Source organism: Escherichia sp. MOD1-EC5495, assembly GCF_002965965.1.
Classification (GTDB): domain Bacteria; phylum Pseudomonadota; class Gammaproteobacteria; order Enterobacterales; family Enterobacteriaceae; genus Escherichia; species Escherichia ruysiae.
The window spans coordinates 103,004-126,280 of sequence record NZ_PTRI01000001.1 but is presented as its reverse complement, the minus strand read 5'-3'; the positions used below and the strand labels follow the sequence as shown (position 1 = coordinate 126,280).

Here is a 23,277-nt window from a genome sequence, read left to right as displayed (position 1 = left end):
ACGTCGTTGGCTGCTTTCTTTTTTTACTGCTGGCCGAATCAATTATTTGATATCGGCCATTTTTATTGCAGGCATCGAGGCTTCATCGGCAACGATGCCTTTTTATCAGGCGAGTTTATGATTCGCCATTAACTCCAGCGCCTGCACTAACGCAGAGTGATCCAACTGGCTGCCGCCGTTTGCCGCACAGGTATTAAATAACTCCTGGCAGGTTGCGGTGTTTGGCAGATTCAGCGCCAGTGCTTTCGCACTTTGCAGCGCCAGGTTGAGATCTTTCTGGTGCAGAGCGATTTTGAAGCCCGGATTAAAGGTACGTTTAATCATGCGCTCACCGTGAACTTCCAGAATGCGCGAGGAAGCAAAGCCGCCCATCAGCGCCTGCCGCACACGCACCGGATCGGCACCGGCTTTTGAAGCAAACAGCAGGGCTTCAGAAACCGCTTCAATATTGAGCGCCACGATAATCTGGTTTGCTACTTTACAGGTCTGACCGTCGCCGTTACCGCCCACGAGGGTGATATTTTTACCGAGCAGTTCAAACAGCGGTTTAACACGTTCAAATACCGCTTCGTCACCGCCAACCATAATTGACAATGTCCCTTCACGGGCGCCGATTTCGCCGCCGGAGACTGGCGCGTCGAGATAATCGCCGCCCAGTTCATTCACCTGACGGGCGAAACGTTTAGTTTCAATCGGTGAAATGGAACTCATATCAACAATGGTTTTGCCCTTCAGCGAGGCTTTAGTACAACCATTTTCACCAAACAGCACTTCTTCAACGTGCGGCGTATCCGGCACCATAATAAAAATGATGTCTGACGCTTCTGTTACCTTGCGCGAAGTTTCAACACCGACGGCACCGAGAGACAGTAATTCGTCAGCCACCGGACCGATGGTTGTGACATGCAGTTGATGACCGGCACGCGCCAGATTAATGGCCATCGGAGTACCCATAATGCCTAAGCCAATAAATCCCAGTTTCATAATTAACCTCTTTTAAATATCGGTATTCCTGAATGCAGACAACACGATCCCCTGCCGACGTAGCGGCCTAAAAAAGCATTGTCTGAACAGCGTTACGTTTTAACGGTACGGTTTCATCCAGCCTAAACCGGCTTCCGTGGTGGTTTGGGGTTTATATTCACAGCCAACCCAACCGTTGTAGTCAGAATTTTCAATTACCTTAAAGAGATAATCGTAATTAATTTCTCCGGTTCCCGGTTCGCCACGATGTGGATTATCGGCGATTTGCAGATGTCCAATTTTATCGGCCCATTGGATCATGGTGTTGGTTAATTCACCTTCCATCCGCTGCATGTGATAAATGTCATACTGAATTTTCAAATTGCAGCAGCCTACGTCGTCAATCAGTTTCAACGCCTGCTGAGTTCCGGTGAGATGGAAACCAGGAATATCAAAATGGTTGATAGGTTCAATCAGTAATAAAATATCTTCTTTCATCAATATATTCGCGGCATAACGCAGGTTTTCCACAAGCGTTGAGTGAATCTGTTCACTGCTGAAACCCGCCGGAGTTTTACCGACCAGACAGTTGATTTTTTTATTCCCCAGCGCACGAGCATAACGAATCGCCGCTGCTACGCCATCACGAAACTCTTCCTCACGGCCAGGAATACAGGCAATACCCCGCTCGCCCACCGCCCAGTCACCCGCAGGTAAATTATGCAGCGTATGATCGAGTTTATTACTCGCCAGCACCTGTTTTAATTCTTCAATGTCGTAGTCATAAGGAAACATAAATTCAACGCCGCGAAAACCACACTGCGCGGCTTTCTCAAAACGGGCGAGAAAATCATATTCGCCAAATAACATCGATAAATTAGCAGAGAAACGTAACATTATTTATCTCCCTTATTCATAGTGCATGAAGCAGGTTTCAGTCGGCGCGTCCGCTGCGTTATCGGCGATATCTTCAAATTCCATGACGTTATCCAGTTCGCTACCCATAGAAATATTGGTTACTCGCTCCAGCATAATTTCTACCACCACCGGGACACGGTACTGATTCATTAAGACTTTCGCTTGTTCAAAGGCCGGAGCAATATCTTCCGGTTTGAAAACGCGAATCGCTTTACAGCCTAAACCTTCCGCCACTTTCACGTGGTCAACGCCGTAACCGTTCACATCACTGGAGTTAATATTTTCAAACGCGAGCTGTACGCAGTAATCCATATCAAATGCGCGCTGCGACTGACGAATCAGGCCGAGATAGGCGTTATTGACCAGCACATGGATGTACGGAATGTTGAACTGGGCGCCAACGGCTAATTCTTCAATCAGGAACTGGAAGTCGAAGTCACCGGAAATCGCCACCACATTACGCTCTGGATCAGCAGCACACACACCCAGCGCCGCCGGAATGGTCCAGCCCAGCGGGCCTGCCTGCCCACAGTTGATCCAGTGACGGTCTTTAAAGACGTGCAGCATTTGCGCCGCAGCAATTTGTGACAGGCCGATGGTGGTGACATAGCAAACATCGCGACCAAAGGCTTTGTTCATCTCTTCATACACGCGCTGCGGTTTCACCGGCACGTTGTCGAAGTGAGTTTTACGCAGCAAAGTACGTTTGCGTTGCTGGCAGTCGGCGACCCACTCTTTACGACACGGCAGACGACCGGCTTTTTGCATCTCCTGCGCCACTTCAACCAGCAGCGTCAGTGCCGCTTTGGCGTCGGAGACAATACCCAGATCCGGGCACAGTACGCGGCCAATTTGCGTCGGCTCAATATCGATATGAACGATTTTGCGCCCTTCGGTGTATTTCTCTACCGAACCGGTATGACGGTTCGCAAAACGGTTACCGATACCAAACACCATGTCGGACGCCAGTAGCGTTGCGTTACCGTAACGATGTGCGGTTTGCAGACCCACCATCCCGGCCATCAGTTCATGATCGTCCGGGATACAGCCCCAGCCCATCAGCGTTGGGATCACCGGAACGCTGGTCAGTTCGGCAAACTGTTGTAACAGCGCGGCAGCATCGGCGTTGATAACCCCGCCCCCGGCAACGATCACTGGACGCTCGGCCTGGATTAACATTTCTACAGCTTTTTCGATCTGCATACGGCTGGCAGCAGGTTTGTAGACCGGCAGCGGTTCGTACATGTCAGGATCAAACTCGATTTCCGCAACCTGTACGTCGAACGGTAAATCCACCAGTACCGGCCCCGGACGACCAGAACGCATCAGGTGAAATGCCTGTTGCAGCACACGAGGCACCAGCGCCGCTTCACGTACTGTAACCGCCATTTTACTGACCGGTTTAGCAATTGCTTCAATATCAACGGCCTGGAAATCTTCTTTATGCAGACGGGCGCGCGGAGCCTGACCGGTAATGCACAAAATAGGAATGGAATCAGCAGAAGCGGAATAGAGCGCAGTGATCATGTCAGTGCCTGCTGGTCCCGACGTTCCCAGACATACGCCGATATTCCCTGCCGTTGCGCGGGTGTAGCCTTCCGCCATGTGCGACGCACCTTCCACGTGACGCGCCAGAATGTGACGAATACCGCCGTGCTTACGCATCGCTGAGTAGAAAGGATTAATTGCTGCTCCCGGAACGCCGAAGGCGGTGGTGATACCTTCTTTCTCCAGCACATACATTGCCGCGTCAACGGCTCTCATTTTTGCCATTTTATTCCTACCTCTATTAATTGGAAAAATTTTCCAACATTCAAATTTTGTCAAAAAAACCCGCTCCGCAGAGCGGGATGCGACAGACACTATGGATGTGCTTTCAGTCCCAACGCCGTGCTGATATCACGGGCGGTGTCTCTGACCAGCTCACCCTGACTGACAAAACGATCTTCTGTCAGTCTTGATGAAGGCCCGGAGATGGAGATAGCGGCAACAACACTACCCACATCATCGTAAATTGCTGAAGCTATGCAATTCAGGCCAACAACATGCTCTTCTTTATCTACGGTATAGCCCAGTTCACGCGCTTGTTCCAGATCCTTCAGCAAGGTGGGCATATCCACAAGCGTGGTTGGCGTAAACTGCTGCAAACCGGTTTGCAGGATGATGCTCATCAGCTCCTCTTCCGCCAGCGGATAAAGCAGCGCCTTACCTGCGCCGGAAGCATGTAACGGCAGACGACTGCCCAGCGGTGCACACATCCTGACCATCGATTTACACTCCAACTGACCAATTAATACCGCTTCATTGCCGTTACGAATCGCGACATTGACCGTCTCGCCGGAAAGCAACATCAGGCGGCGCATAAACGGCCCGGCGACGGAGAGGACATCGCGGTTATGGATGTACGCCGCTCCGACGTTAAAGACACCTAATCCTATATGCCACCAGCCTAACTGACTGTCCTGGTAGACAAAATCTGCAGCCTGTAAAACCTTCAGCAGGCGAAAGGTCGTGGAGAGCGGCAAATCCAGATTGAGAGAAATATCGCTAACCGACGAACTTCCCCCACTTTTTTCCAGATATTGCAGAATCGCAATTCCCCGCTCTAACGCCTGTGCGCCCTTCTGTGCCACAGGCTCCGCCTGTCCTGGCCTGCCGCGCCGTCTAACTTCCGTCATACCTACGTTAACTCCGACCTACAAGTGAGCATAAACAATGAACAATTCGTTTATCTTATGCAAGTCGGTTTCAGGCGTCACGCAAAACAGAGTTCCTGTTCAGGAATACTTTCAACATCACAGTTGTCGCTGCCGCCACGATCGATGGTCAGAAAATCAGTGACTCGCTGCCAGGCAAAAAGCGGGTGATGCCAGACATTACGATGGTAATTCACGCCCTGCTCACCGTTGGTGATAAACGCCCGTAGCGTTGACAGATCTGGAGTTTCATCGCCTAACGCCACGACCACCACAAACGCTTCGCCTTTCATCGGGATAAACGCCTGAGAGCCCAGCGGATGACGCTCAAGTTCATGAATGGTCAGCGGCAGATTCGCCGGTTGCGCGCGGTTAATGCTGATAAGCGTACGGTCTTGCTCAAGAATCTCAACCAGCGCCAAATCGTGATAACGCTCCACCAGGCCATTGTTAATATGGAAAAAATCCCGTTGCTGCGTTTCGATTACGTCGCCATAAGCACTGAAGGCTTCCTGACTTAACGGTAATACCTGAAGTTTCATCTTTTTGTCCTTGTAACATAATTCCGTTCAACCAGCGCCGACCGGTCAGCTTGGTTTCAATAACAGGCAATCTAAAACCTTAAGAGAACAACATCAACACAAAAGTTGGAATATTTTTCCAAAACTAGATTTAGCCCACAAATCACGCAGGGTTATCATGTAAAAATACAGGTAAATCAAAGGACAGAAAATCACGCAACTCGCTGATTTAAAAAGGGGATACCTGAAGATGTTCGATCCAGAAACCTTGCGTACTTTCATTGCGGTTGCTGAAACAGGAAGTTTTTCAAAAGCGGCAGAACGATTATGTAAAACCACGGCGACCATCAGTTATCGCATAAAACTTCTGGAAGAAAATACCGGGGTGGCACTGTTTTTCCGCACCACTCGCAGCGTGACATTGACAGCGGCTGGCGAGCATCTGCTTTGTCAGGCCAGAGACTGGCTGAGCTGGCTGGAAAGTATGCCCAGCGAGCTGCAACAGGTGAATGATGGCGTAGAACGCCAGGTAAACATCGTCATCAACAACCTGCTCTACAACTCCCAGGCCGTCGCCCAATTGCTGGCGTGGCTGAACGAACGTTACCCCTTTACCCAGTTTCACATCTCCCGGCAAATCTATATGGGCGTCTGGGACTCACTATTGTACGAAGGTTTTTCACTGGCTATCGGCGTCACAGGAACCGAGGCGCTGGCAAATACTTTTAGCCTTGATCCTTTAGGTTCGGTGCAATGGCGCTTTGTCATGGCGGCGGATCATCCGCTGGCGAACGTTGAAGAGCCGCTAACAGAAGCGCAGTTACGGCGCTTTCCGGCGGTCAATATTGAAGACAGCGCCCGCACCTTAACCAAGCGAGTCGCCTGGCGATTGCCGGGGCAAAAAGAGATTCTCGTTCCGGACATGGAGACGAAAATCGCCGCCCATCTGGCGGGCGTTGGCATTGGTTTTTTGCCAAAATCACTTTGCCAGTCAATGATCGATAATCAACAACTGGTCAGCCGGGTCATCCCAACGATGCGCCCTCCTTCGCCATTGAGTCTGGCATGGCGCAAATTTGGTAGCGGCAAAGCGGTAGAAGATATTGTGACCTTGTTTACCCAGCGCAGACCAGAAATCAGCGGATTTTTAGAAATTTTCGGCAACTCACACAGTTAAAAATCAAGTTTCCTCGCGCGTTGGCGCGTAAAATAGCGCGCAAGCTGATTTGAGGTTCACTTTTAACTATGCAAGAGAGATACACGGAACAGGACTATCGTGCCCTGCTGATTGCTGATACGCCCATTATTGATGTTCGCGCCCCCATCGAGTTTGAGCAAGGCGCAATGCCCGCCGCTATCAACCTGCCGTTAATGAATAACGATGAACGCGCCGCCGTTGGCACCTGCTATAAACAGCAAGGGTCAGACGCGGCGCTGGCGCTGGGGCATAAACTGGTGGCGGGTGAAATTCGTCAGCAGCGCATGGACGCCTGGCGGGCAGCGTGCCTGCAAAATCCGCAAGGTATTCTCTGCTGCGCCCGTGGCGGTCAACGTTCGCATATTGTGCAACGCTGGCTACATGAAGCGGGAATTGATTATCCGCTGGTGGAAGGCGGTTATAAGGCACTGCGCCAGACCGCGATTCAGGCGACCATTGAACTGTCACAAAAACCGATAGTGCTGATTGGCGGTTGTACCGGCAGTGGTAAAACGCTGTTAGTGCAGCAACAGCCGAACGGTGTTGATCTGGAAGGGCTGGCGCGTCATCGCGGCTCTGCTTTTGGTCGCACATTACAGCCGCAACTTAGCCAGGCGAGTTTTGAAAACCTACTGGCTGCCGAAATGCTAAAAACCGACGCCCGTCAGGATCTACGCCTGTGGGTACTGGAAGATGAAAGCCGGATGATTGGTTCTAATCACCTGCCGGAATGTCTGCGCGAGCGAATGACCCAGGCGGCGATTGCCGTGGTGGAAGACCCGTTTGAGATCCGTCTTGAACGCCTGAACGAAGAATATTTCTTGCGTATGCATCATGATTTTACCCACGCGTACGGCGACGAACAGGGCTGGCAAGAGTATTGCGAGTACCTGCATCACGGACTTTCGGGGATTAAGCGTCGGCTGGGGCTACAACGATATAACGAACTGGCTGCCCGACTGGATGCGGCGCTGGCAACGCAACTCGCAACCGGCAGCACCGACGGTCATCTGGCCTGGCTGGTGCCGTTACTTGAAGAGTATTACGACCCGATGTATCGCTATCAGCTTGAGAAAAAAGCAGAAAAAGTTGTCTTTCGCGGTGAGTGGGCGAAAGTGATGGAGTGGGTTAAGGCGCAGTGATGAGCGGTATTCTGAAACGGCGATTGTCGTGAGAACAGAATGATTGCAACAGAATACAGATATAAAAAAACCGACATGACAGTCGGTTTTTTATTTTTCCGCCCGAGAGTTGGTGGTTCTGGGCAGAGATGAAACAGTCCTCATCTAGCAAGTGAATTATAAGTCAGGATACCTACATATTCAAACAGCTATGCCGGCGCTAGTAATGATACTGCCTCAAGGGATTACCGCAGTGCGGAAAAGTACTTTTAAGTCCTGGTCAGGATACAGGTGGTGCTGATTCTGGTGCTCTGATTTGGAGAGAGGCAGTCCTCATCTAGCACATGAAGGAAAATCATAGTTACAGGCAACGTAAGGGTAAGCTGTGATTGTCTTTCTCCCTTAAGGGAGCAACGGATGAAAACTTTTCTCGATAAAGTTCTCATCGTTCTTAAGGCGCTGATCGCGCTGCTGGAACTGATCCGCCAGTTTATTGAATAACTGAGGAAACGTAGCTAAGGCCGAAGGTTTACCACCTTCGGCCTTTAACAAAACCGGCATGACAGTCGGTTTCAGATTGTTGCCAAAGGGCGCACTATTCATGCCGGATGCGCTACGCCTGTCATCACCCCGCAAACTGCCTGAACAGCGCCTTACCCTTAACCAGTCGCGCACCCAGCCAGCCGCCGAAAAGTGACAGCAGCAGCGCACCGCTGCACGGCAGCACAATCCACAATCGCCAGTCTGGCTCCCACGGGAAATCAAACACTTTCGATTGCAGTACCGCCAGCGCCGTTTCCGCGCCAATCGCGGCTACCAGGCCAGAAACAAACCCGAGCATGGCGAACTCACACCACAATGTCGTGCGCAGCAGTTTTTTGCCCGCACCGAGTGTGCGCCACACCACCAGCTCCTGATGGCGCTGACGCATTCCCACCTGCACCTGTGCCAGCAACAGCAACATACCGCAGGCGGTGACCAGCACTACCATCACTTCCAGCGCCCGACTTACCTGCTCCAGCACCTGGCCGACCTGTTTTAAAATCGCGCCAATGTCTAACAGGCTAATGGTCGGGAACTGGCGGTTGAGTTGCGTCAACATGCCGTTGCCGTTCTCCCAGCGGAAACTGGTGAGCCAGCTTTGCGGCTGCCCGTCCAGCGCCCCTTCCGAGAAAATAAAATAGAAATTAGGCCGCAGGCTTTCCCAGTCCACTTTGCGCAGGCTGGTTACTTTGGCGCGAAACTCCTGGGTATCGCCCATAAAAGTCACGGTATCGCCGAGGGCAACGTTTAAGCGTTTCGCCAGCCCCTCTTCCATCGACACTTCATCAGCTTTTGGCGGCCAGTTACCGGCGACAATCGGATTATGCTCGGGCCGCGTATTTTGCCAGGTAAGATTGAGTTCGCGGTTAAGCGCCTCATCTTCATTGCCTTCTGTCGGCTTATCGTTAATCGCCGTCAACCGCGCCCGCACTACCGGATAAAACGATTCCGGGACTATCTGATGTTCCGCAAGGAACGCTTTTAGCGGTGTAACCTGTTCTGTTGCGATGTTGATTAAAAAGTAGTTCGGGCTTTCTGGCGGTAACTGCTGTTGCCAGCGGTCGAGCAGATCGCCACGCAGCACCAGCAGTAGTGCCAGCAGCATAAAGGAGAGCGAAAATGCCGAAAGCTGGCTTAACGTTGACCACGGCTGACGTAACAGGCGGCTAACCGCCAGGCGCAGAGGTAGCGATTTCAGCGTCATGCGGCGAAGTACATTCAGCAGCATCCAGCCCAGCACACCGCACAGCAAAGCCAGCACTACCGCGCCCGCCAGCACCGCCCAGAGCAGCATACTGCCACCCATTAATCCGGCGAGCAGCAGCACAACCACCACACTGACAATCGGCAGATAAAACTTCAGCGGCCAGACGTTCGCTACCACATCATTACGTAATACGCGTAAAGGCTGCGTTGCCAGCAACAGGCGGTACGGTCGTAGCCCCACCAGCAGCGAGATGACCGCCATGGTGCCAAGCGCCCACAGCCACGGCCAGAGGCTGGCTGGCGGTAGTGCAGCAGGCAGAACGGGCTTGAGCAGCACCATCAACACGTTTTCGAACAACAGGCCTATCGCACCACCGGTAACGGCTGAAAGCACCAGCACCATTAACCACTGGCCGACAATCAGCTTACGCAGTTGCGCTCGCCCTGCCCCCAGCGTTTTGAGGATCGCCACCAGGTCGTAGCGACTGCGACAGTAATGATTCATCGCCACCGCGACCGCCGCCACCGCCAGCAGCAAGGTCAGCAGCGCCGAAAGCAGCAGGAACTGTTGCGAGCGTTCCATCGAACGCCCCAGAGCGCCTTCGTCCTGTTCCAGCCCGTACCAGCGTTGTTCAGGTTTAAGCTGGGGTAACAGCCATTTCTCATAGCTGTCGAGCTGGTTCTCGTTGCCGCCGAATTTATAGCGCCAGGTGACCCGACTCCCCGGCTGCACAGCTCCGGTTTTATCGACATCCGCCAGATTCATCATCAGACGCGGAGCCATCTGGAAGGGGTTAAAGCCGGAATCCGGTTCCTGAATCACTTCTCCGGCAATCCGCAAGGTAGCATCGCCCACGTCGATGGTGTCGCCCGTTTTCAGGTTAAGCAGTGCCATCAGGCGTGGGGCCAGCAATACGCTGCCCGCTTGCGGTTTCAGGCCAGGGGGATTAGTTTGCAGATCGCCATACATCGGGTAGATATCATCCACCGCTTTGACGTTCGCCAGCTGCGGTGTATCGCCTGCAAATGTCATGGTGGCGAAAGTCAGCTGCTTGCCGACTTTCAGGCCGCGCTTTTGCGCTTCCTCCAGCCACGCTTGCGGCACTTCGCGTGAACTGCGCAACGCCCGATCGCCCGCCATAAACTCCCGGCTTTGCTGGCTTAAGCCCTTCTCCATACGATCGCTGATATTGCCCAGCGCCAGCACGCAGGCCACCGCCAGGCTTAGCGCCAGCCAGACAATTAATAGCGACGGCGAGCGCCATTCGCGCCAGAACCAACGTGCAATCATGCTTCCTCCTGCAACTGCCCGTTCACCAGCCGTAAGCAGCGGTCGCAGCGTGCCGCCAGTTGCAGGTCGTGGGTCACCATAATCAACGTGGTGCCATGTTCACGGTTGAGGGAAAACAGCAGGTCGGCAATTTTATCGCCCGTCTGGCGGTCAAGGTTGCCGGTGGGTTCGTCGGCAAACAGCACATCAGGTCGACCGTTAAAGGCTCGTGCCAGCGCCACTCGTTGCTGTTCACCGCCGGAAAGCTGTGCCGGAAGATGATCAAGACGTTTACCCAGCCCTAACTGTTCGAGCAACGCTTTCGCTCCGTTACGACTTTCCACGCTACTCTCACCGCGCAGCAGCGCCGGAAGCTCGACGTTTTCCAGCGCATTAAGAGTAGGGATTAACATAAATGACTGAAAAACAAAACCGACGTGCTTCGCGCGTAACTTTGCCCGCGCTTCTTCGTCCATATTATGTAGCGGTTGTCCCACCAGATTCACTTCGCCACTGCTGCCGTCATCCAGCCCGGCGAGGATCGCCAGCAAAGTTGACTTACCCGAACCCGACTCGCCCACCAGTGCGATGGTCTCGCCACGTTTGACAACCAGCTCAACTCCGGTGAGGATGGAGAGTTCATGCTCCCCCTGACCGACGGACTTCTTAAGATGATGAACTTCAACAATGTTTTCCGCTGGCATTTGCCCTTCCTGTTCCTGGTTCTGTTAACCTTCCGTGCCGCCGCAGCGGACACGTTATTAATTCTGGGTGATAGCCTGAGCGCCGGGTATCGAATGTCTGCCAGCGCGGCCTGGCCTGCCTTGTTGAATGATAAGTGGCAGAGTAAAACGTCGGTAGTTAATGCCAGCATCAGCGGCGACACCTCGCAACAAGGGCTGGCGCGCCTTCCGGCTTTGCTGAAGCAGCATCAGCCGCGCTGGGTGCTGGTTGAACTGGGCGGCAATGATGGATTGCGTGGTTTTCAGCCACAGCAAACCGAGCAAACGCTGCGCCAGATTTTGCAGGATGTCAAAGCCGCCAACGCTGAACCATTGTTAATGCAAATACGTCTGCCTGCAAACTATGGTCGCCGTTATAATGAAGCCTTTAGCGCCATTTACCCCAAACTCGCCAAAGAGTTTGATGTTCCGCTGCTGCCTTTTTTTATGGAAGAGGTCTACCTCAAGCCACAATGGATGCAGGATGACGGTATTCATCCCAACCGCGACGCCCAGCCGTTTATTGCCGACTGGATGGCAAAGCAGTTGCAGCCTTTAGTAAATCATGACTCATAAAGCAACGGAGATCCTGACAGGTAAAGTTATGCAAAAATCGGTCTTAATTACCGGATGTTCCAGTGGAATTGGTCTGGAAAGCGCGCTCGAATTAAAACGCCAGGGTTTTCATGTGCTGGCAGGTTGCCGGAAACCGGATGATGTTGAGCGTATGAACAGCATGGGATTCACCGGCGTGTTGATCGATTTGGATTCGCCAGAAAGTGTTGATCGCGCAGCCGACGAGGTGATCGCCCTGACCGATAATTGTCTGTATGGGATCTTTAACAATGCCGGATTCGGCATGTATGGCCCCCTTTCCACCATCAGCCGCGCGCAGATGGAACAGCAGTTTTCCGCCAACTTTTTCGGCGCGCATCAGCTCACCATGCGCCTGTTACCCGCTATGTTGCCGCACGGTGAAGGGCGTATTGTGATGACCTCATCGGTGATGGGATTAATCTCCACACCGGGTCGCGGCGCTTACGCGGCCAGTAAATATGCGCTGGAGGCGTGGTCAGACGCGCTGCGCATGGAGCTACGCCACTGTGGAATTAAAGTCAGCCTGATCGAACCCGGTCCCATTCGTACTCGCTTCACCGACAACGTCAACCAGACGCAAAGTGATAAACCAGTCGAAAATCCCGGCATCGCCGCCCGCTTTACGTTGGGACCGGAAGCGGTGGTGGACAAAGTACGCCATGCTTTTATTAGCGAGAAGCCGAAGATGCGCTATCCGGTAACGCTGGTGACCTGGGCAGTAATGGTGCTTAAGCGCCTGCTGCCGGGGCGCGTGATGGACAAAATATTGCAGGGGTGAGTTGAAGCGCGCGCTTAAGCCCCCATGTCAAAGAAAATATCGACAACAGAGAGCGACTCCATGTCCGTAGAAAATATTGTCAACATTAACGAATCTAACCTGCAACAGGTTCTTGAACAGTCGATGACCACTCCGGTGCTGTTCTATTTTTGGTCTGAACGTAGCCAGCACTGTTTGCAGTTAACCCCGATCCTGGAAAGCCTCGCGGCGCAGTACAACGGGCAATTTATTCTGGCGAAGCTGGACTGTGACGCTGAGCAGATGATTGCTTCTCAGTTTGGTCTGCGCGCGATTCCGACCGTTTATCTGTTCCAGAACGGGCAACCGGTAGACGGCTTCCAGGGGCCGCAACCGGAAGAGGCGATCCGCGCCCTGCTGGATAAAGTGCTGCCGCGCGAAGAAGAGCTGAAAGCGCAGCAGGCGATGCAGCTGATGCAGGAAGGCAATTACACCGACGCCCTGCCATTGCTGAAAGACGCCTGGCAGTTGTCGAATCAGAACGGGGAGATCGGTATGCTGCTGGCAGAAACGCTGATTGCGCTGAACCGTTCTGAAGATGCAGAAGCGGTGCTGAAAACCATTCCGTTGCAGGATCAGGACACCCGCTACCAGGGGCTGGTGGCGCAAATCGAACTGCTGAAGCAGGCGGCTGATACGCCGGAAATTCAACAGTTGCAACAGCAGGTGGCGGAGAATCCAGAAGATGCCGCACTGGCGACGCAACTGGCTCTGCAACTGCACCAGGTTGGGCGCAATGAAGAGGCGCTGGAGTTACTGTTCGGGCATCTGCGTAAAGATCTCACCGCCGCAGACGGTCAGACGCGTAAAACGTTCCAGGAGATCCTCGCTGCGCTGGGTACGGGTGATGCGCTGGCGTCGAAGTATCGCCGCCAGCTGTATGCGTTGTTGTATTGAGTTTCCGTTGATCGACACATGAACCACAACGCCGGATGCGATGCTGCGCATCCGGCATCGCATCATTTCTTCTTCAATTGCGTCACCACCAACTGGTGGCGCGAATTGTAAAACTTACGATAGGTTAAATAGCAGGCAATAATGGTCGACAAGCTGGCGGTTGAGAGCAGCATAAAGGTCACCATAATCTGATATTTAATCGCTTTCACCGGATCAATCCCGGCAAATATCAACCCGGACATCATTCCCGGTAAACTCACTAAGCCAACCGTTTTTGCTGAATCGACCGTCGGAATTAAAGCCGCGCGAATACTGTCGCGTATTAATATCGCTGAAGCTTGTTTTGGCGTCGCGCCAAGACTCAGTTTCTCCTGAATCTGTTGCTGTTCGCTAATGACCCGTTGCCCTAAATTGTTGTAACACAACCCCACCGCTACCATGGCGTTACCGGCTATCATCCCGGCGATAGGGATCACCTGCATCGGGATAAACTCAATCGACCCTGAGAGAATCAGCACCGCCAGCGTAATTCCCGCCCCCACCGTAATGGCAATAAACGACGAGATAAAGGCTAATATATTTACTGCGTTTTTGCGCATTCCACGCCGCATTAAAGCAGATAAATAACACCATCAATAATGTCAGGCTGGCATCATCCACGCTGAAAATATACTTCAGCACATAGCCGACAATAATCAGCTGAATTATCGCGCGCCCGACGCTCCAAAGAATATCTTTCTCCAGTGCCAGTTTTTCTTTATGGCTAATTAAAATTGCCACCACCACCAGCATTAATGCCAGTGCCAATGATTCGTTAGTAATATTATGCGAGTTCATAGCGTGCTTCCTGCATTTCTCCGGCATGCGGTTGCAGTGTAATCACTTTATCCGCATGATTAATTTCGTCTTTATCGTGTGTTACCCACAGCACGGCAATATTTTGCTCGCGCACATAACGGTGGATCATCTCATTGACGTTATGTTTATTACTTTCATCCAGTGCACTGGTAATTTCATCCAGCAATAATACCTTTGGCATAAATTGCAGATTACGAATCAATGAGATGCGTTGTTTTTCACCACCAGACAGTTCGGCGATATTTTTCGTCAAAATGGTGTCCGGCAAGGCGAAGCGTTCGAGGAAATCGAGAAAAATAGCCGGATCAGGCTGCTGGTTACGGATCTGCCAGGGAAAAATCAGGTTATCGTATACCGTGTCGCCAAACAGCGTTGGCGTCTGGGCGCAGTAAGAAACTTGCTGGCGGTAGGTTTCTGGCTTTAGTGTGCTGACATCCTCACCTTCAAACAGTAATGCTCCGCTGGTTGGGCTGATTAATGAAGCAACAATTTTCAGCAGCGTACTTTTGCCACAACCGGAAGGACCGGTAATTAACTTAAATTCGCCAGCACGCAGCGAAAAACTGATGTTATTAAGAATCTTCGCATCACCCGCCAGATATCCTACGTTTTGTAGCTGAAGCAAAGGACTATTTTCCTGCATCGCTGTTCCCTTTATCTCATTTTTAATAAAAACAGTTTATCCTCCACAAGAATAAGGGGGAACTCCCTTTCAGTAATCAGGTATAATTTGTTTAATCAAGCAGCAACTTTGCTCATTATGGACGGTACAACAGGAGGTTTTTCCGATGCTTATCTTTATCCCGATTCTCATTTTTGTCGCGCTGGTGATTGTCGGCGCAGGCGTCAAAATCGTGCCGCAGGGCTATCAGTGGACGGTAGAACGTTTTGGTCGCTATACCAAAACGCTACAACCGGGGCTAAGTCTGGTGGTGCCGTTTATGGATCGCATTGGTCGCAAGATCAATATGATGGAGCAAGTGCTCGATATCCCTTCCCAGGAAGTTATCTCGAAAGATAACGCCAACGTGACCATCGACGCAGTCTGTTTTATTCAGGTGATTGATGCCCCGCGCGCCGCTTATGAAGTCAGCAATCTGGAGCTGGCAATCATCAACCTGACCATGACCAACATCCGTACCGTGCTTGGCTCAATGGAACTGGACGAAATGCTCTCCCAGCGCGACAGCATTAACTCGCGCCTGCTGCATATTGTCGATGAAGCCACCAACCCGTGGGGGATTAAAGTCACCCGTATTGAAATTCGCGACGTGCGCCCGCCGGCAGAGCTTATCTCTTCGATGAACGCGCAGATGAAAGCGGAACGTACCAAACGCGCTTACATCCTTGAGGCGGAAGGGATCCGTCAGGCGGAAATCCTCAAAGCCGAAGGTGAAAAACAGTCGCAAATCCTGAAAGCGGAAGGCGAACGTCAGTCGGCATTTTTACAGGCTGAAGCGCGTGAACGTTCCGCTGAAGCGGAAGCTCGCGCGACCCAAATGGTGTCTGAAGCCATCGCCTCCGGTGATATTCAGGCGGTGAACTATTTCGTGGCGCAGAAATACACCGAAGCGTTGCAACAGATCGGTTCGTCCAGTAACAGCAAAGTGGTGATGATGCCATTAGACGCCAGCAGCCTGATGGGGTCGATTGCCGGGATTGCCGAACTGGTGAAAGACAGCGCCAACGAGCGAAATAAATCATGATCGAGCTGCTGGTAGTACACCCGCATATTTTCTGGCTGAGTCTCGGCGGTTTATTGCTGGCTGCCGAGATGCTGGGCGGAAACGGTTATCTGTTGTGGAGCGGTGTCGCGGCAGTGATTACTGGCCTGGTGGTCTGGCTGCTGCCGCTGGGGTGGGAATGGCAAGGGGTGATGTTTGCTGTCCTGACGCTGCTCGCTGCCTGGCTATGGTGGAAATGGTTGTCGCGGCGGGTACGCGAACAAAAGCACAGCGACAGCCATTTAAACCAGCGTGGCCAGCAGTTGATTGGCAGACGATTTGTGCTGGAATCACCGTTAGTCAACGGACGCGGTCATATGCGCGTCGGCGACAGTTCATGGCCTGTCAGCGCCAGCGAAGATCTCGGCGCTGGTACGCATGTTGAAGTAATTGCGATAGAAGGGATAACGCTGATCATCCGTGCGGTCATCGCCTGATGCGACGCTGACGCGTCTTATCATGCCTGGAAGTCTGTGCCTGATTGTAGGCCGGATAAGGCGTTCTCGCCGCATCCGGCAATTATGCACGAATGCCTGATACGATACTGACGCGTTTTATCATGCCAACAAGTCTGTGCCCGAATCCACCATGTAATCTGGCATTGGTAATTTACTCTTCCCGGCCTTTATTCATACCTTTCTGGTCTTCATTCGGATAATGTTTTTTTAAATATTCCAGGACGTTTTTATTGACCTTATGTTGGGTATACACCCACCCTTTCCAGTAATCGGGCTGATCCAGGTAAACTTCTGGCGGAATGGTGAAATCAGAAAGCGTTAACCATTCGGCTAACAGATCGGGGTTTCGCTTCTGGATCAACTGCAACAGCATGATCAGCGACATGGCAGAGGCAGGAGCCGTACTATCGCCGCTTAAATACTTCCACACCGTGGAGCGATTCGAACGAAAAAGGATAGGGAGTAGCGCCCTGTCCAGATTCATTTCATTAAAAATCTTCTCAAATTCATTCATTTAATTTTCCTGCCTGGCGCAAACCTCTTAAAAATTGAGATTTATCAAAGAAACGCATTCTAGCACACATCAGGAACCGCTTCACGTTTAGTCCAGAAACAGCATTTATTTCGCTTATCAAAACAAGTCTTTACGATTTCTTACAGGGAAATGGCACAAAATTATTTTCCATTTTATTTCTAATGGAAACTTTTTTAGTTTCTATTAAGTGGTGTTTACGCTTACATCGTAAAAAACACGCTTTACATCACACAAATGCCAGCGTAGATTTCGATCAATACGAAACGCATAATATTTCTTATAACAACAATTAATGTTGCTATAAGAAACATAAATGCGACTTACTTTGATTGAGAAAAAATGAATGAAAACTGTAAAGATATCTTTACTGGCTGTCGTTATTGCTACTGCTGTCAGTCCATCTGCCTTTGCGGGTGATACGATTGAGGCGGCAGCGACAGAACTGGAGGCAATCCAACCTGGGATGTCACATGAAGAAGTTGACCAGAAAATTGGACGCTTCATGATTCGTACTGGAAATACAGAAGCCGCGCAAGACTATCTGTTTTCGCATGGGTATATATCTTCAGAGACGGGCGAAAATATCTCCCCAGAACAGACCCAGGCAGACCGCGATGCGGCACAGGATACAGCCATCCAGAATGCGCAAACCACCGCTAACACAGCAGTGTCGACCGCCAATGAAGCGCACCAGGCTATTACGTCAGCGCAAACCGAGATTGACGCCAGCAAAGCGGCTATTCATAAAAATACTGACGACATTATCGAACAGAAGAACATTCTTAGAGCTCAACAAGACCAAATTAACGATACGCAAAAAACAGTTGCAGCTACCGGTGATGTTCAGACCGCCGCCCGTTATCAAAGCATGGTAAACGCCCGTCAGGACGCTGCGGATAACGCACAGCAGCAACAAGCCGAAGCTCAACAAACGCAGATTACCGAACAGCAAAAGCAAATCGAAGCTACACAAAAAACGGTTGCTGCTACTGGTGACGTTCAGACCACCGCCCGTTATCAAAGCATGGTAAACGCCCGTCAGGACGCTGCGGATAACGCACAGCAGCAACAAGCCGAAGCTCAACAAACGCAGATTACCGAACAGCAAAAGCAAATCGAAGCCACACAAAAAACGGTCGCAGCTACCGGTGATGTTCAGACCGCCACCCGTTATCAGGGAATGGTCAACGCTAAACTGGCTGCGGAAAATGAAGCCAGCACGCGCGCTTCTGCGGAACAAGGGAAAAAAATTGACGCTCTTTCTTCTACCATGACGACGGTATCTCAAAGTGTTGCTACCGAGAACCACACAAAAGAACTGGAAGAAATTCATGGCGATATAACAAAAACCAACACTGCGGTAAGTAAGCTGGCGGCACAACAACAGATAGATAGCGTTCATTACGGTGAACAAATTCAAAACCTGGTGCAGGATTCCACCGATACACATCAGCAGTTATCAACCACGCAAAAACGAGTAGCGGATAACAGCCAACAAATTAATACGCTCAATAACCATTTCAGCTCACTGAAAAACGAAGTTGAAGACAACCGTAAAGATGCCAATGCGGGGATCGCGTCAGCTATTGCCATTGCCTCACAGCCGCAGGTGAAAACCGGTGATTTAATGATGGTGTCTGCGGGCGCAGGAACGTTTAATGGTGAATCAGCGGTATCTGTCGGCACGTCTTTTAATGCCGGGATCCACACAGTAATTAAAGCTGGAGTTTCTGCGGATACGCAATCTGATTTCGGTGCGGGTGTCGGTGTGGGATATTCGTTCTAATATTTCTCTGGATACTTTATAAATATCAATAAAAACCATTAAATAAATTAGAGCAAGGACGTTTGCCTGTTTTTACTCTTTACTACATTTTAAGGTTAACAATGATGAATAGCACCATTAAATCGATTTCCCTGCTGGCGTTAATCATGCTGGCTGGTTGTAGCTCTCCCGCGTCTCGCATTGCAGATTGCCAGGCGCAAGGCGTATCTCATGACACCTGTTATCTTGCCGAACAGCAGCGGCAGACCGCTATTTTAAGTGCATCCGAAGCGCAGGCATTTAAAAATGCAGAAGCCGCACAACATGCCCAGGCGACAAAGAAAGCCATTTATAAAGGATTTGGCGTAACCTTCAGAATGAGTAGCAAAAACTTTGCTTATCTCAATGATTCATTATGTGCGATTGATGAAGATAATGCCGATGCCACAGTTTATCAGTCGGGTCTGTATAACGTGATTGTTTATCATCACACAGGAAAAGTCGCATTAATGAAGGAAGGCCAGTTTGTAGGCTATTTAAAATGAAGGATGAAAAGAAAATATCCCTGACACATATTTTGATTATCGGCGCCTTTATTTTTGCTTTCTTGCAAGTGGTATTATTAGCCTCCTTGGTTCATGCGGTAAATGTTAACAATGAAATCCAGGAAGGCTTATTTCAGTCTGGGCGCATTATGGTAGAAAGTTTGCAACACATTCTTTCTGTGCAAACGGGAATTAACTGATTTTTCACCCCGCCCGATGATGACAGCAGCCGGAGAGATTTTCGATAATCGGGCAGTCGGCGCTGTCATCACCGGGGCAGGCATTCGCCAGCGCCAGTAACTGGTCGCGCATGGATTGCAGTTCTTCGATATGTCGCTCGATCTCCGCCACCTTCTCCAGCGTGCGCCGTTTTACATCAGCACTGTGGCGCTGCGGGTCGTTAAACAGATTCACCAGTTCGCCGCTCTCTTCCAGGTTAAAGCCCACCTGGCGCGCCTGGCGCAGTAAGGTCAGTTCGTTGAGATGCTGCTGCGTGTAGGTGCGATAACCGTTTTCGCTGCGCATCGGCGGTGTCACCAGCCCCTTCTCTTCATAGAAGCGAATGGCTTTGCTGGTCAGGCCGGTAATTTTTGCTACATCGCTAATGTTCATCGTTCGCGCAACGCCTCCTGTGCTTTGTTAAAGGGTTTCAACAGATAATCCAGCACGCTCTTTTTGCCGGTGCGGATATCGACCGTCGCCACCATGCCGGGAAATATCGGAAACTGCTGTTTGCTTTTATTTTCCAGATGATTACTGAAAGTGCGAATGTACACCCGATAGTAATAAACATCGCGCCGTACTTCATCCTGCACGGTGTCCGGTGAAATAACCGCCACTTCCCCCGGCAAACCACCGTAGACGGAGTAATCGTAAGCGGTAATTTTCACCAGCGATTTTTGCCCCGGATGGATAAACGCCACATCGCGCGGGGAGATTTTTGCCTCAATCAGCAGTTGCTCATCCAGCGGCACGATGGTCATCAGTTTACCACCGGGGGCGATGACGCCGCCAACCGTGGTGACGTCAATGTCCTGAACAATGCCACGCACCGGCGCGGTAAAGTTGAGCCTGGTAAGGGAGTCTTCCCGTCCACGGATCACTGAACGCTGGGTTTCTACTTCCGCATTGGCTTTCGCTAACTCTTCCCGCGCCTGAACGTAATATTGCGTGCGCACGTCGCTGAGTTTGTTTTCCAGTTCATTGGCCTGGCGCTGTAAACGCAGCACTTCGACGCTGCTCGCCGCGCCCTGTTTCACCAGCGGCTGGGTCATCGCCAGTTCGCGGTTGACCAGGCTAATCCCCTGCGTCAGCCCGGTAGTGGCTTTGTTCAGTCCGTCGCGGCGAGTGTAGTATAACGCCGTTTCCGACTCGATAAGTTCGGGGAATTTATTCAGTTCGTCAGGGAATACCAGCGGTTTATTGCTCACCTCTGCCCGCAGCCGCGCCGAGGTTGCCAGCGCCGCGTACAGGCGCGACATCGCTTCCTGAACGTCGGATTCCGTTTTGGTGCGGTTAAGCTGCGCCAGCGGCTGACCCTGTTCAACAATATCGCCAACCTTCACGTCGAGATGATACAAAATCCCGCCTTCCAGCGACTGCACCACCTGTTCACGCCCGGAGGGTTCTACCGTGCCGCTGCCGGTGGTCACTTCATCAAGCTGGAAGTACCACGCCCAGCCGAGAAAACAGAGTAACATTACGGCAGTCACGCGCACTGCCAGTGCCGAACGCGGCAGGCGAGGTTCAGTCAAGCCACGGTTGTATTGCAGTTGTCCGTTCATGCGGCAGACCCCTTATTCTTCTCCTGCAACACCACGCGTCGCGCCGTGGGTTCGCCCTGTTCACGCAAAATAGTCTCTTTCGCGCCGTCCATCACAATGCGACCCTGATCCATCACGATTATCCTGTCCACCAGTTGCAGCATCGCCGTGCGGTGAGTGGCGATAATCAGCGTGCGATGCCCAATCCACTGTTTCAGTTGTTCGATTAAATGCGCTTCCGCCATTTCATCCAGCGAGGCGCTGGGTTCGTCGAGCAGGACGATATTGGGTTGAGAGATGAGTAGCCGCGCCAGCAGCAGCGTTTGCCGCTGACCGCCGGAAAGGCCAAAGCCCCCTTCCTGAATCATGTAGTTGAGGCCGTTTTTCTGCTTCTGCACAAAGGGCAGCGCCCCGCTGAGGGTTAATGCGCGTTCGATATCTTCATCACTGGCCTCCGGCATTCCCATGGTGAGGTTTTCCCGCAGCGAACCAAAAAACAGTCGTCCGGTTTGGCTCAGCAGCCCCATGTCGCGGCGCAGATCTGCCGGATCAAGTTGCCCGATGCTGATGTTATCCAGCAGCACCTGCCCCTGCTGGGCGATACGCATTCCGGCGAGCATTTGCAGTAGCGTTGATTTACCCGCGCCGTTGCGCCCGAGAATGGCGATTTTCTCTCCGGCCTGAATGTTGAGTTTGCCAATCGCCACATCGGCAATCTTTTCTTCTTCGTCGTAATAAAAGATAGCGTTGCTGAACTGATAATTGCCGTGCAGCACCGCTTTATGCACCAGTTTGCCGTGTTCCGGCTGATCCACCGGGCGCTTCATCAGTTCATCAAGACCGTTACGCGCCACTTTCGCCTGCTGCCAGCGCGAGAGCACCCCGGAAATCTGCGACAGCGGCGCAATGGTGCGCGAAGCGAGAATCGTGGTCCCGACCAGCGCACCGGTGGTCATGTCGCCGTTCATCACCATAAAACAGCCCACCAACAGCACCACCACGTAGACGATGGACTGCACTTCCTGGGTCCAGGTGAGCAGTAGCCCGGTGAGAAAACGTTGCTTCATGCTGATGGACGAGGCCACGTCGTTAGTGTGATTCCACTGATTCTGAAAACGCTGTTCAGCGCGCAGCAGTTTAATGTCTTCAATCGACTGCACGGCTTCCACCAGCGTCGCGTTGCGTACCGCTGACTCGCGCATTCCTTCGTTCGCCAGCCGTGCCAGCGGGCGTTGCACCAGCAGGCCGGGGATCACTAATAACGGCAGCGCCAGCAAAACAACCAGCACCAGCCAGCCGCCGATCATCCACAAAATAAAGACAAACAGCAGGAAGAACGGCAGATCCGCCACCGCGCCGATGGTGGTGGAAGTAATAAGCTCCCGCACCGATTCCAGTTCGCGGATCTGCGAGATAAACGATCCGGTAGATTTCGAACGCACGTTGTTTTTAAGCCGCAACGCATGACCGAAAACGCGATCCGAAATACGTAAATCCGCCCGCTTGCCAATCATATCCGAGAGATGTGTTCGCACCATGCGCATGCAGAACTCAAACAGGATCGCCATCATCACCCCGGCGAATAACACCCATAGCGTCGGGTAGGACTGTGCCGGCACGACGCGGTCGTAAACCTGCATCGAGAAAATCATCGCCGCCAGCGCCAGCACGTTCGCCACCAGTGAAGCCAGCATAATATCGCCATAGCGCCGCCAGTCTTTCAGCGAGAGATTCCAGAACCAGTTCGCCTGATACGGGCGAATATAGTCATCTACGCGCGCATCAGGGATGGCACTGAGCGGTCGCAGCAGCGCCAGTTCGACGATGTTATCTTCAACATCCGCGACGTTAAGCGTGGTTTCCAGCCCTTCGTCACCGCTGAACTGAATGCTGATATTGTCGTGGTTATCGCGGCGGGTGATCACGCCAATCTGCTGATTATCAAACACCGCGATCAACGGCAGCCGCCACGGGTTAAGCGAGTCGGCGGAGAACTCGACCAGCCGCAGCCCCATCCCCAACTGCCGCGCCATGTCGGTAAGTAACTCTTCCCGCTTGCTGTCGCGCTCCCAGTTGACAGTTGCGCGCACGTTCTCCTGAGAAAAATCGAGGCGATAATAGCGCGCCACGGCGATCATCGCCTCCAGCCAGGCTTCCACGGACTGGGCATTTTTTTTCATT

Annotated in this window: 22 protein-coding genes and 2 pseudogenes; 11 read left to right on the top strand and 13 right to left on the bottom strand. The window is 52.0% G+C overall.

Going from position 1 to position 23,277, the window contains the following annotated elements; all coding sequences use genetic code 11:
- Positions 1-105: 105 nt before the first annotated feature.
- From glxR to allA, 5 genes are all read right to left on the bottom strand, one after another.
- Positions 106-984 carry a 2-hydroxy-3-oxopropionate reductase gene (gene glxR / locus BEG40_RS00545; RefSeq protein ID WP_105284690.1) on the bottom strand — a complete coding sequence of 293 codons (879 nt, stop codon included), beginning with the start codon at positions 982-984 and terminating at the stop codon, positions 106-108.
- Between the two features lie 99 nt (positions 985-1,083).
- Entirely contained in the window at positions 1,084-1,860 is a 777-nt protein-coding gene (gene hyi, locus BEG40_RS00540; protein ID WP_105284689.1) for a hydroxypyruvate isomerase, read from the bottom strand.
- Between the two features lie 12 nt (positions 1,861-1,872).
- Positions 1,873-3,654, bottom strand: a complete 1,782-nt coding sequence (gene gcl / locus BEG40_RS00535; protein ID WP_001096879.1) for a glyoxylate carboligase — start codon at positions 3,652-3,654, stop codon at positions 1,873-1,875.
- Positions 3,655-3,743: 89 nt separating this feature from the next.
- The gene (gene allR / locus BEG40_RS00530; protein WP_000141275.1) at positions 3,744-4,559 is read right to left on the bottom strand and encodes an HTH-type transcriptional repressor AllR; all 816 of its coding nucleotides are present in this window, start codon (positions 4,557-4,559) and stop codon (positions 3,744-3,746) included.
- Positions 4,560-4,636: 77 nt separating this feature from the next.
- Entirely contained in the window at positions 4,637-5,119 is a 483-nt protein-coding gene (gene allA / locus BEG40_RS00525) for an ureidoglycolate lyase (protein ID WP_000776380.1), read from the bottom strand.
- Positions 5,120-5,348: 229 nt separating this feature from the next.
- On the opposite strand from allA, the gene allS reads away from it, so the two are divergent.
- The 3 genes from allS to dinQ all read left to right on the top strand — a co-directional run bounded on the left by allS (position 5,349) and on the right by dinQ (position 7,918).
- Positions 5,349-6,275, top strand: coding sequence for an HTH-type transcriptional activator AllS (gene allS, locus BEG40_RS00520; RefSeq protein WP_016159158.1), 927 nt, complete (start codon positions 5,349-5,351; stop codon positions 6,273-6,275).
- A 68-nt stretch (positions 6,276-6,343) separates the two neighbouring features.
- Positions 6,344-7,438 (top strand): tRNA 2-selenouridine(34) synthase MnmH, encoded by a 1,095-nt coding sequence (mnmH, locus tag BEG40_RS00515; RefSeq protein WP_105284688.1) that lies wholly within the window; start codon positions 6,344-6,346, stop codon positions 7,436-7,438.
- 396 nt (positions 7,439-7,834) lie between these two features.
- Positions 7,835-7,918, top strand: coding sequence for a damage-inducible type I toxin DinQ (gene dinQ / locus BEG40_RS22240; protein WP_349808740.1), 84 nt, complete (start codon positions 7,835-7,837; stop codon positions 7,916-7,918).
- A gap of 124 nt (positions 7,919-8,042) precedes the next feature.
- On the opposite strand, the gene ybbP is transcribed toward dinQ, so the two are convergent.
- Positions 8,043-10,457: a putative ABC transporter permease subunit YbbP gene (gene ybbP / locus BEG40_RS00505; RefSeq protein WP_105284687.1), complete on the bottom strand. Its 2,415-nt coding sequence runs from the start codon at positions 10,455-10,457 to the stop codon at positions 8,043-8,045.
- A complete protein-coding gene (ybbA, locus tag BEG40_RS00500; protein WP_001110563.1) occupies positions 10,454-11,140 on the bottom strand; it encodes a putative ABC transporter ATP-binding protein YbbA in 687 nt (228 codons plus the stop codon). The genes ybbP and ybbA overlap by 4 nt, the downstream gene beginning before the upstream one ends.
- Here ybbA and tesA point away from each other — a divergent pair.
- The 3 genes from tesA to cnoX are packed head-to-tail and all read left to right on the top strand — an operon-like array spanning position 11,111 to position 13,448.
- The gene (gene tesA / locus BEG40_RS00495; RefSeq protein WP_001295836.1) at positions 11,111-11,734 is read left to right on the top strand and encodes a multifunctional acyl-CoA thioesterase I/protease I/lysophospholipase L1; all 624 of its coding nucleotides are present in this window, start codon (positions 11,111-11,113) and stop codon (positions 11,732-11,734) included. The genes ybbA and tesA overlap by 30 nt on opposite strands.
- Positions 11,724-12,533: an NADP(+)-dependent aldehyde reductase gene (gene ybbO / locus BEG40_RS00490; RefSeq protein WP_073568913.1), complete on the top strand. Its 810-nt coding sequence runs from the start codon at positions 11,724-11,726 to the stop codon at positions 12,531-12,533. The genes tesA and ybbO overlap by 11 nt, the downstream gene beginning before the upstream one ends.
- 60 nt (positions 12,534-12,593) lie before the next feature.
- On the top strand, positions 12,594-13,448 hold the full coding sequence (cnoX, locus tag BEG40_RS00485) for a chaperedoxin (RefSeq protein WP_105284686.1): 855 nt from the start codon (positions 12,594-12,596) through the stop codon (positions 13,446-13,448).
- A 62-nt stretch (positions 13,449-13,510) separates the two neighbouring features.
- Here cnoX and fetB read toward each other — a convergent pair.
- Positions 13,511-14,285 (bottom strand): annotated as a pseudogene (fetB, locus tag BEG40_RS00480) (iron efflux ABC transporter permease subunit FetB).
- Positions 14,272-14,949, bottom strand: coding sequence for an iron efflux ABC transporter ATP-binding subunit FetA (fetA, locus tag BEG40_RS00475; RefSeq protein WP_001157544.1), 678 nt, complete (start codon positions 14,947-14,949; stop codon positions 14,272-14,274). Before fetA ends, fetB begins: the two are co-directional and overlap by 14 nt.
- Positions 14,950-15,094: 145 nt before the next feature.
- On the opposite strand from fetA, the gene BEG40_RS00470 reads away from it, so the two are divergent.
- Together BEG40_RS00470 and BEG40_RS00465 are read left to right on the top strand one after the other, a co-directional pair.
- A complete protein-coding gene (locus BEG40_RS00470; protein WP_000904498.1) occupies positions 15,095-16,012 on the top strand; it encodes an SPFH domain-containing protein in 918 nt (305 codons plus the stop codon).
- Positions 16,009-16,467 carry an NfeD family protein gene (locus tag BEG40_RS00465; RefSeq protein ID WP_105284685.1) on the top strand — a complete coding sequence of 153 codons (459 nt, stop codon included), beginning with the start codon at positions 16,009-16,011 and terminating at the stop codon, positions 16,465-16,467. Before BEG40_RS00470 ends, BEG40_RS00465 begins: the two co-directional genes overlap by 4 nt.
- 172 nt (positions 16,468-16,639) lie before the next feature.
- On the opposite strand, the gene BEG40_RS00460 is transcribed toward BEG40_RS00465, so the two are convergent.
- Positions 16,640-17,002: a hypothetical protein gene (locus tag BEG40_RS00460; protein WP_105284684.1), complete on the bottom strand. Its 363-nt coding sequence runs from the start codon at positions 17,000-17,002 to the stop codon at positions 16,640-16,642.
- Positions 17,003-18,425: 1,423 nt separating this feature from the next.
- On the opposite strand from BEG40_RS00460, the pseudogene BEG40_RS22300 reads away from it, so the two are divergent.
- From BEG40_RS22300 to BEG40_RS00445, 3 genes and pseudogenes are all read left to right on the top strand, one after another.
- Positions 18,426-18,809: pseudogene (locus BEG40_RS22300) on the top strand (YadA C-terminal domain-containing protein); the annotation flags it as partial.
- A gap of 101 nt (positions 18,810-18,910) precedes the next feature.
- Positions 18,911-19,333, top strand: coding sequence for a hypothetical protein (locus BEG40_RS00450; protein WP_105284682.1), 423 nt, complete (start codon positions 18,911-18,913; stop codon positions 19,331-19,333).
- Positions 19,330-19,533 carry a hypothetical protein gene (locus BEG40_RS00445; RefSeq protein WP_000650965.1) on the top strand — a complete coding sequence of 68 codons (204 nt, stop codon included), beginning with the start codon at positions 19,330-19,332 and terminating at the stop codon, positions 19,531-19,533. Before BEG40_RS00450 ends, BEG40_RS00445 begins: the two co-directional genes overlap by 4 nt.
- 4 nt (positions 19,534-19,537) lie before the next feature.
- Here the strand turns inward: BEG40_RS00445 and cueR are convergent, their stop codons facing one another.
- The 3 genes from cueR to BEG40_RS00430 are packed head-to-tail and all read right to left on the bottom strand — an operon-like array spanning position 19,538 to position 23,276.
- Positions 19,538-19,945, bottom strand: coding sequence for a Cu(I)-responsive transcriptional regulator (gene cueR, locus BEG40_RS00440; RefSeq protein WP_001026747.1), 408 nt, complete (start codon positions 19,943-19,945; stop codon positions 19,538-19,540).
- The gene (locus tag BEG40_RS00435; RefSeq protein ID WP_105284681.1) at positions 19,942-21,117 is read right to left on the bottom strand and encodes an HlyD family type I secretion periplasmic adaptor subunit; all 1,176 of its coding nucleotides are present in this window, start codon (positions 21,115-21,117) and stop codon (positions 19,942-19,944) included. The genes cueR and BEG40_RS00435 overlap by 4 nt, the downstream gene beginning before the upstream one ends.
- Positions 21,114-23,276, bottom strand: coding sequence for a type I secretion system permease/ATPase (locus BEG40_RS00430; RefSeq protein ID WP_105284680.1), 2,163 nt, complete (start codon positions 23,274-23,276; stop codon positions 21,114-21,116). The genes BEG40_RS00435 and BEG40_RS00430 overlap by 4 nt, the downstream gene beginning before the upstream one ends.
- Position 23,277: the final 1 nt, after the last annotated feature.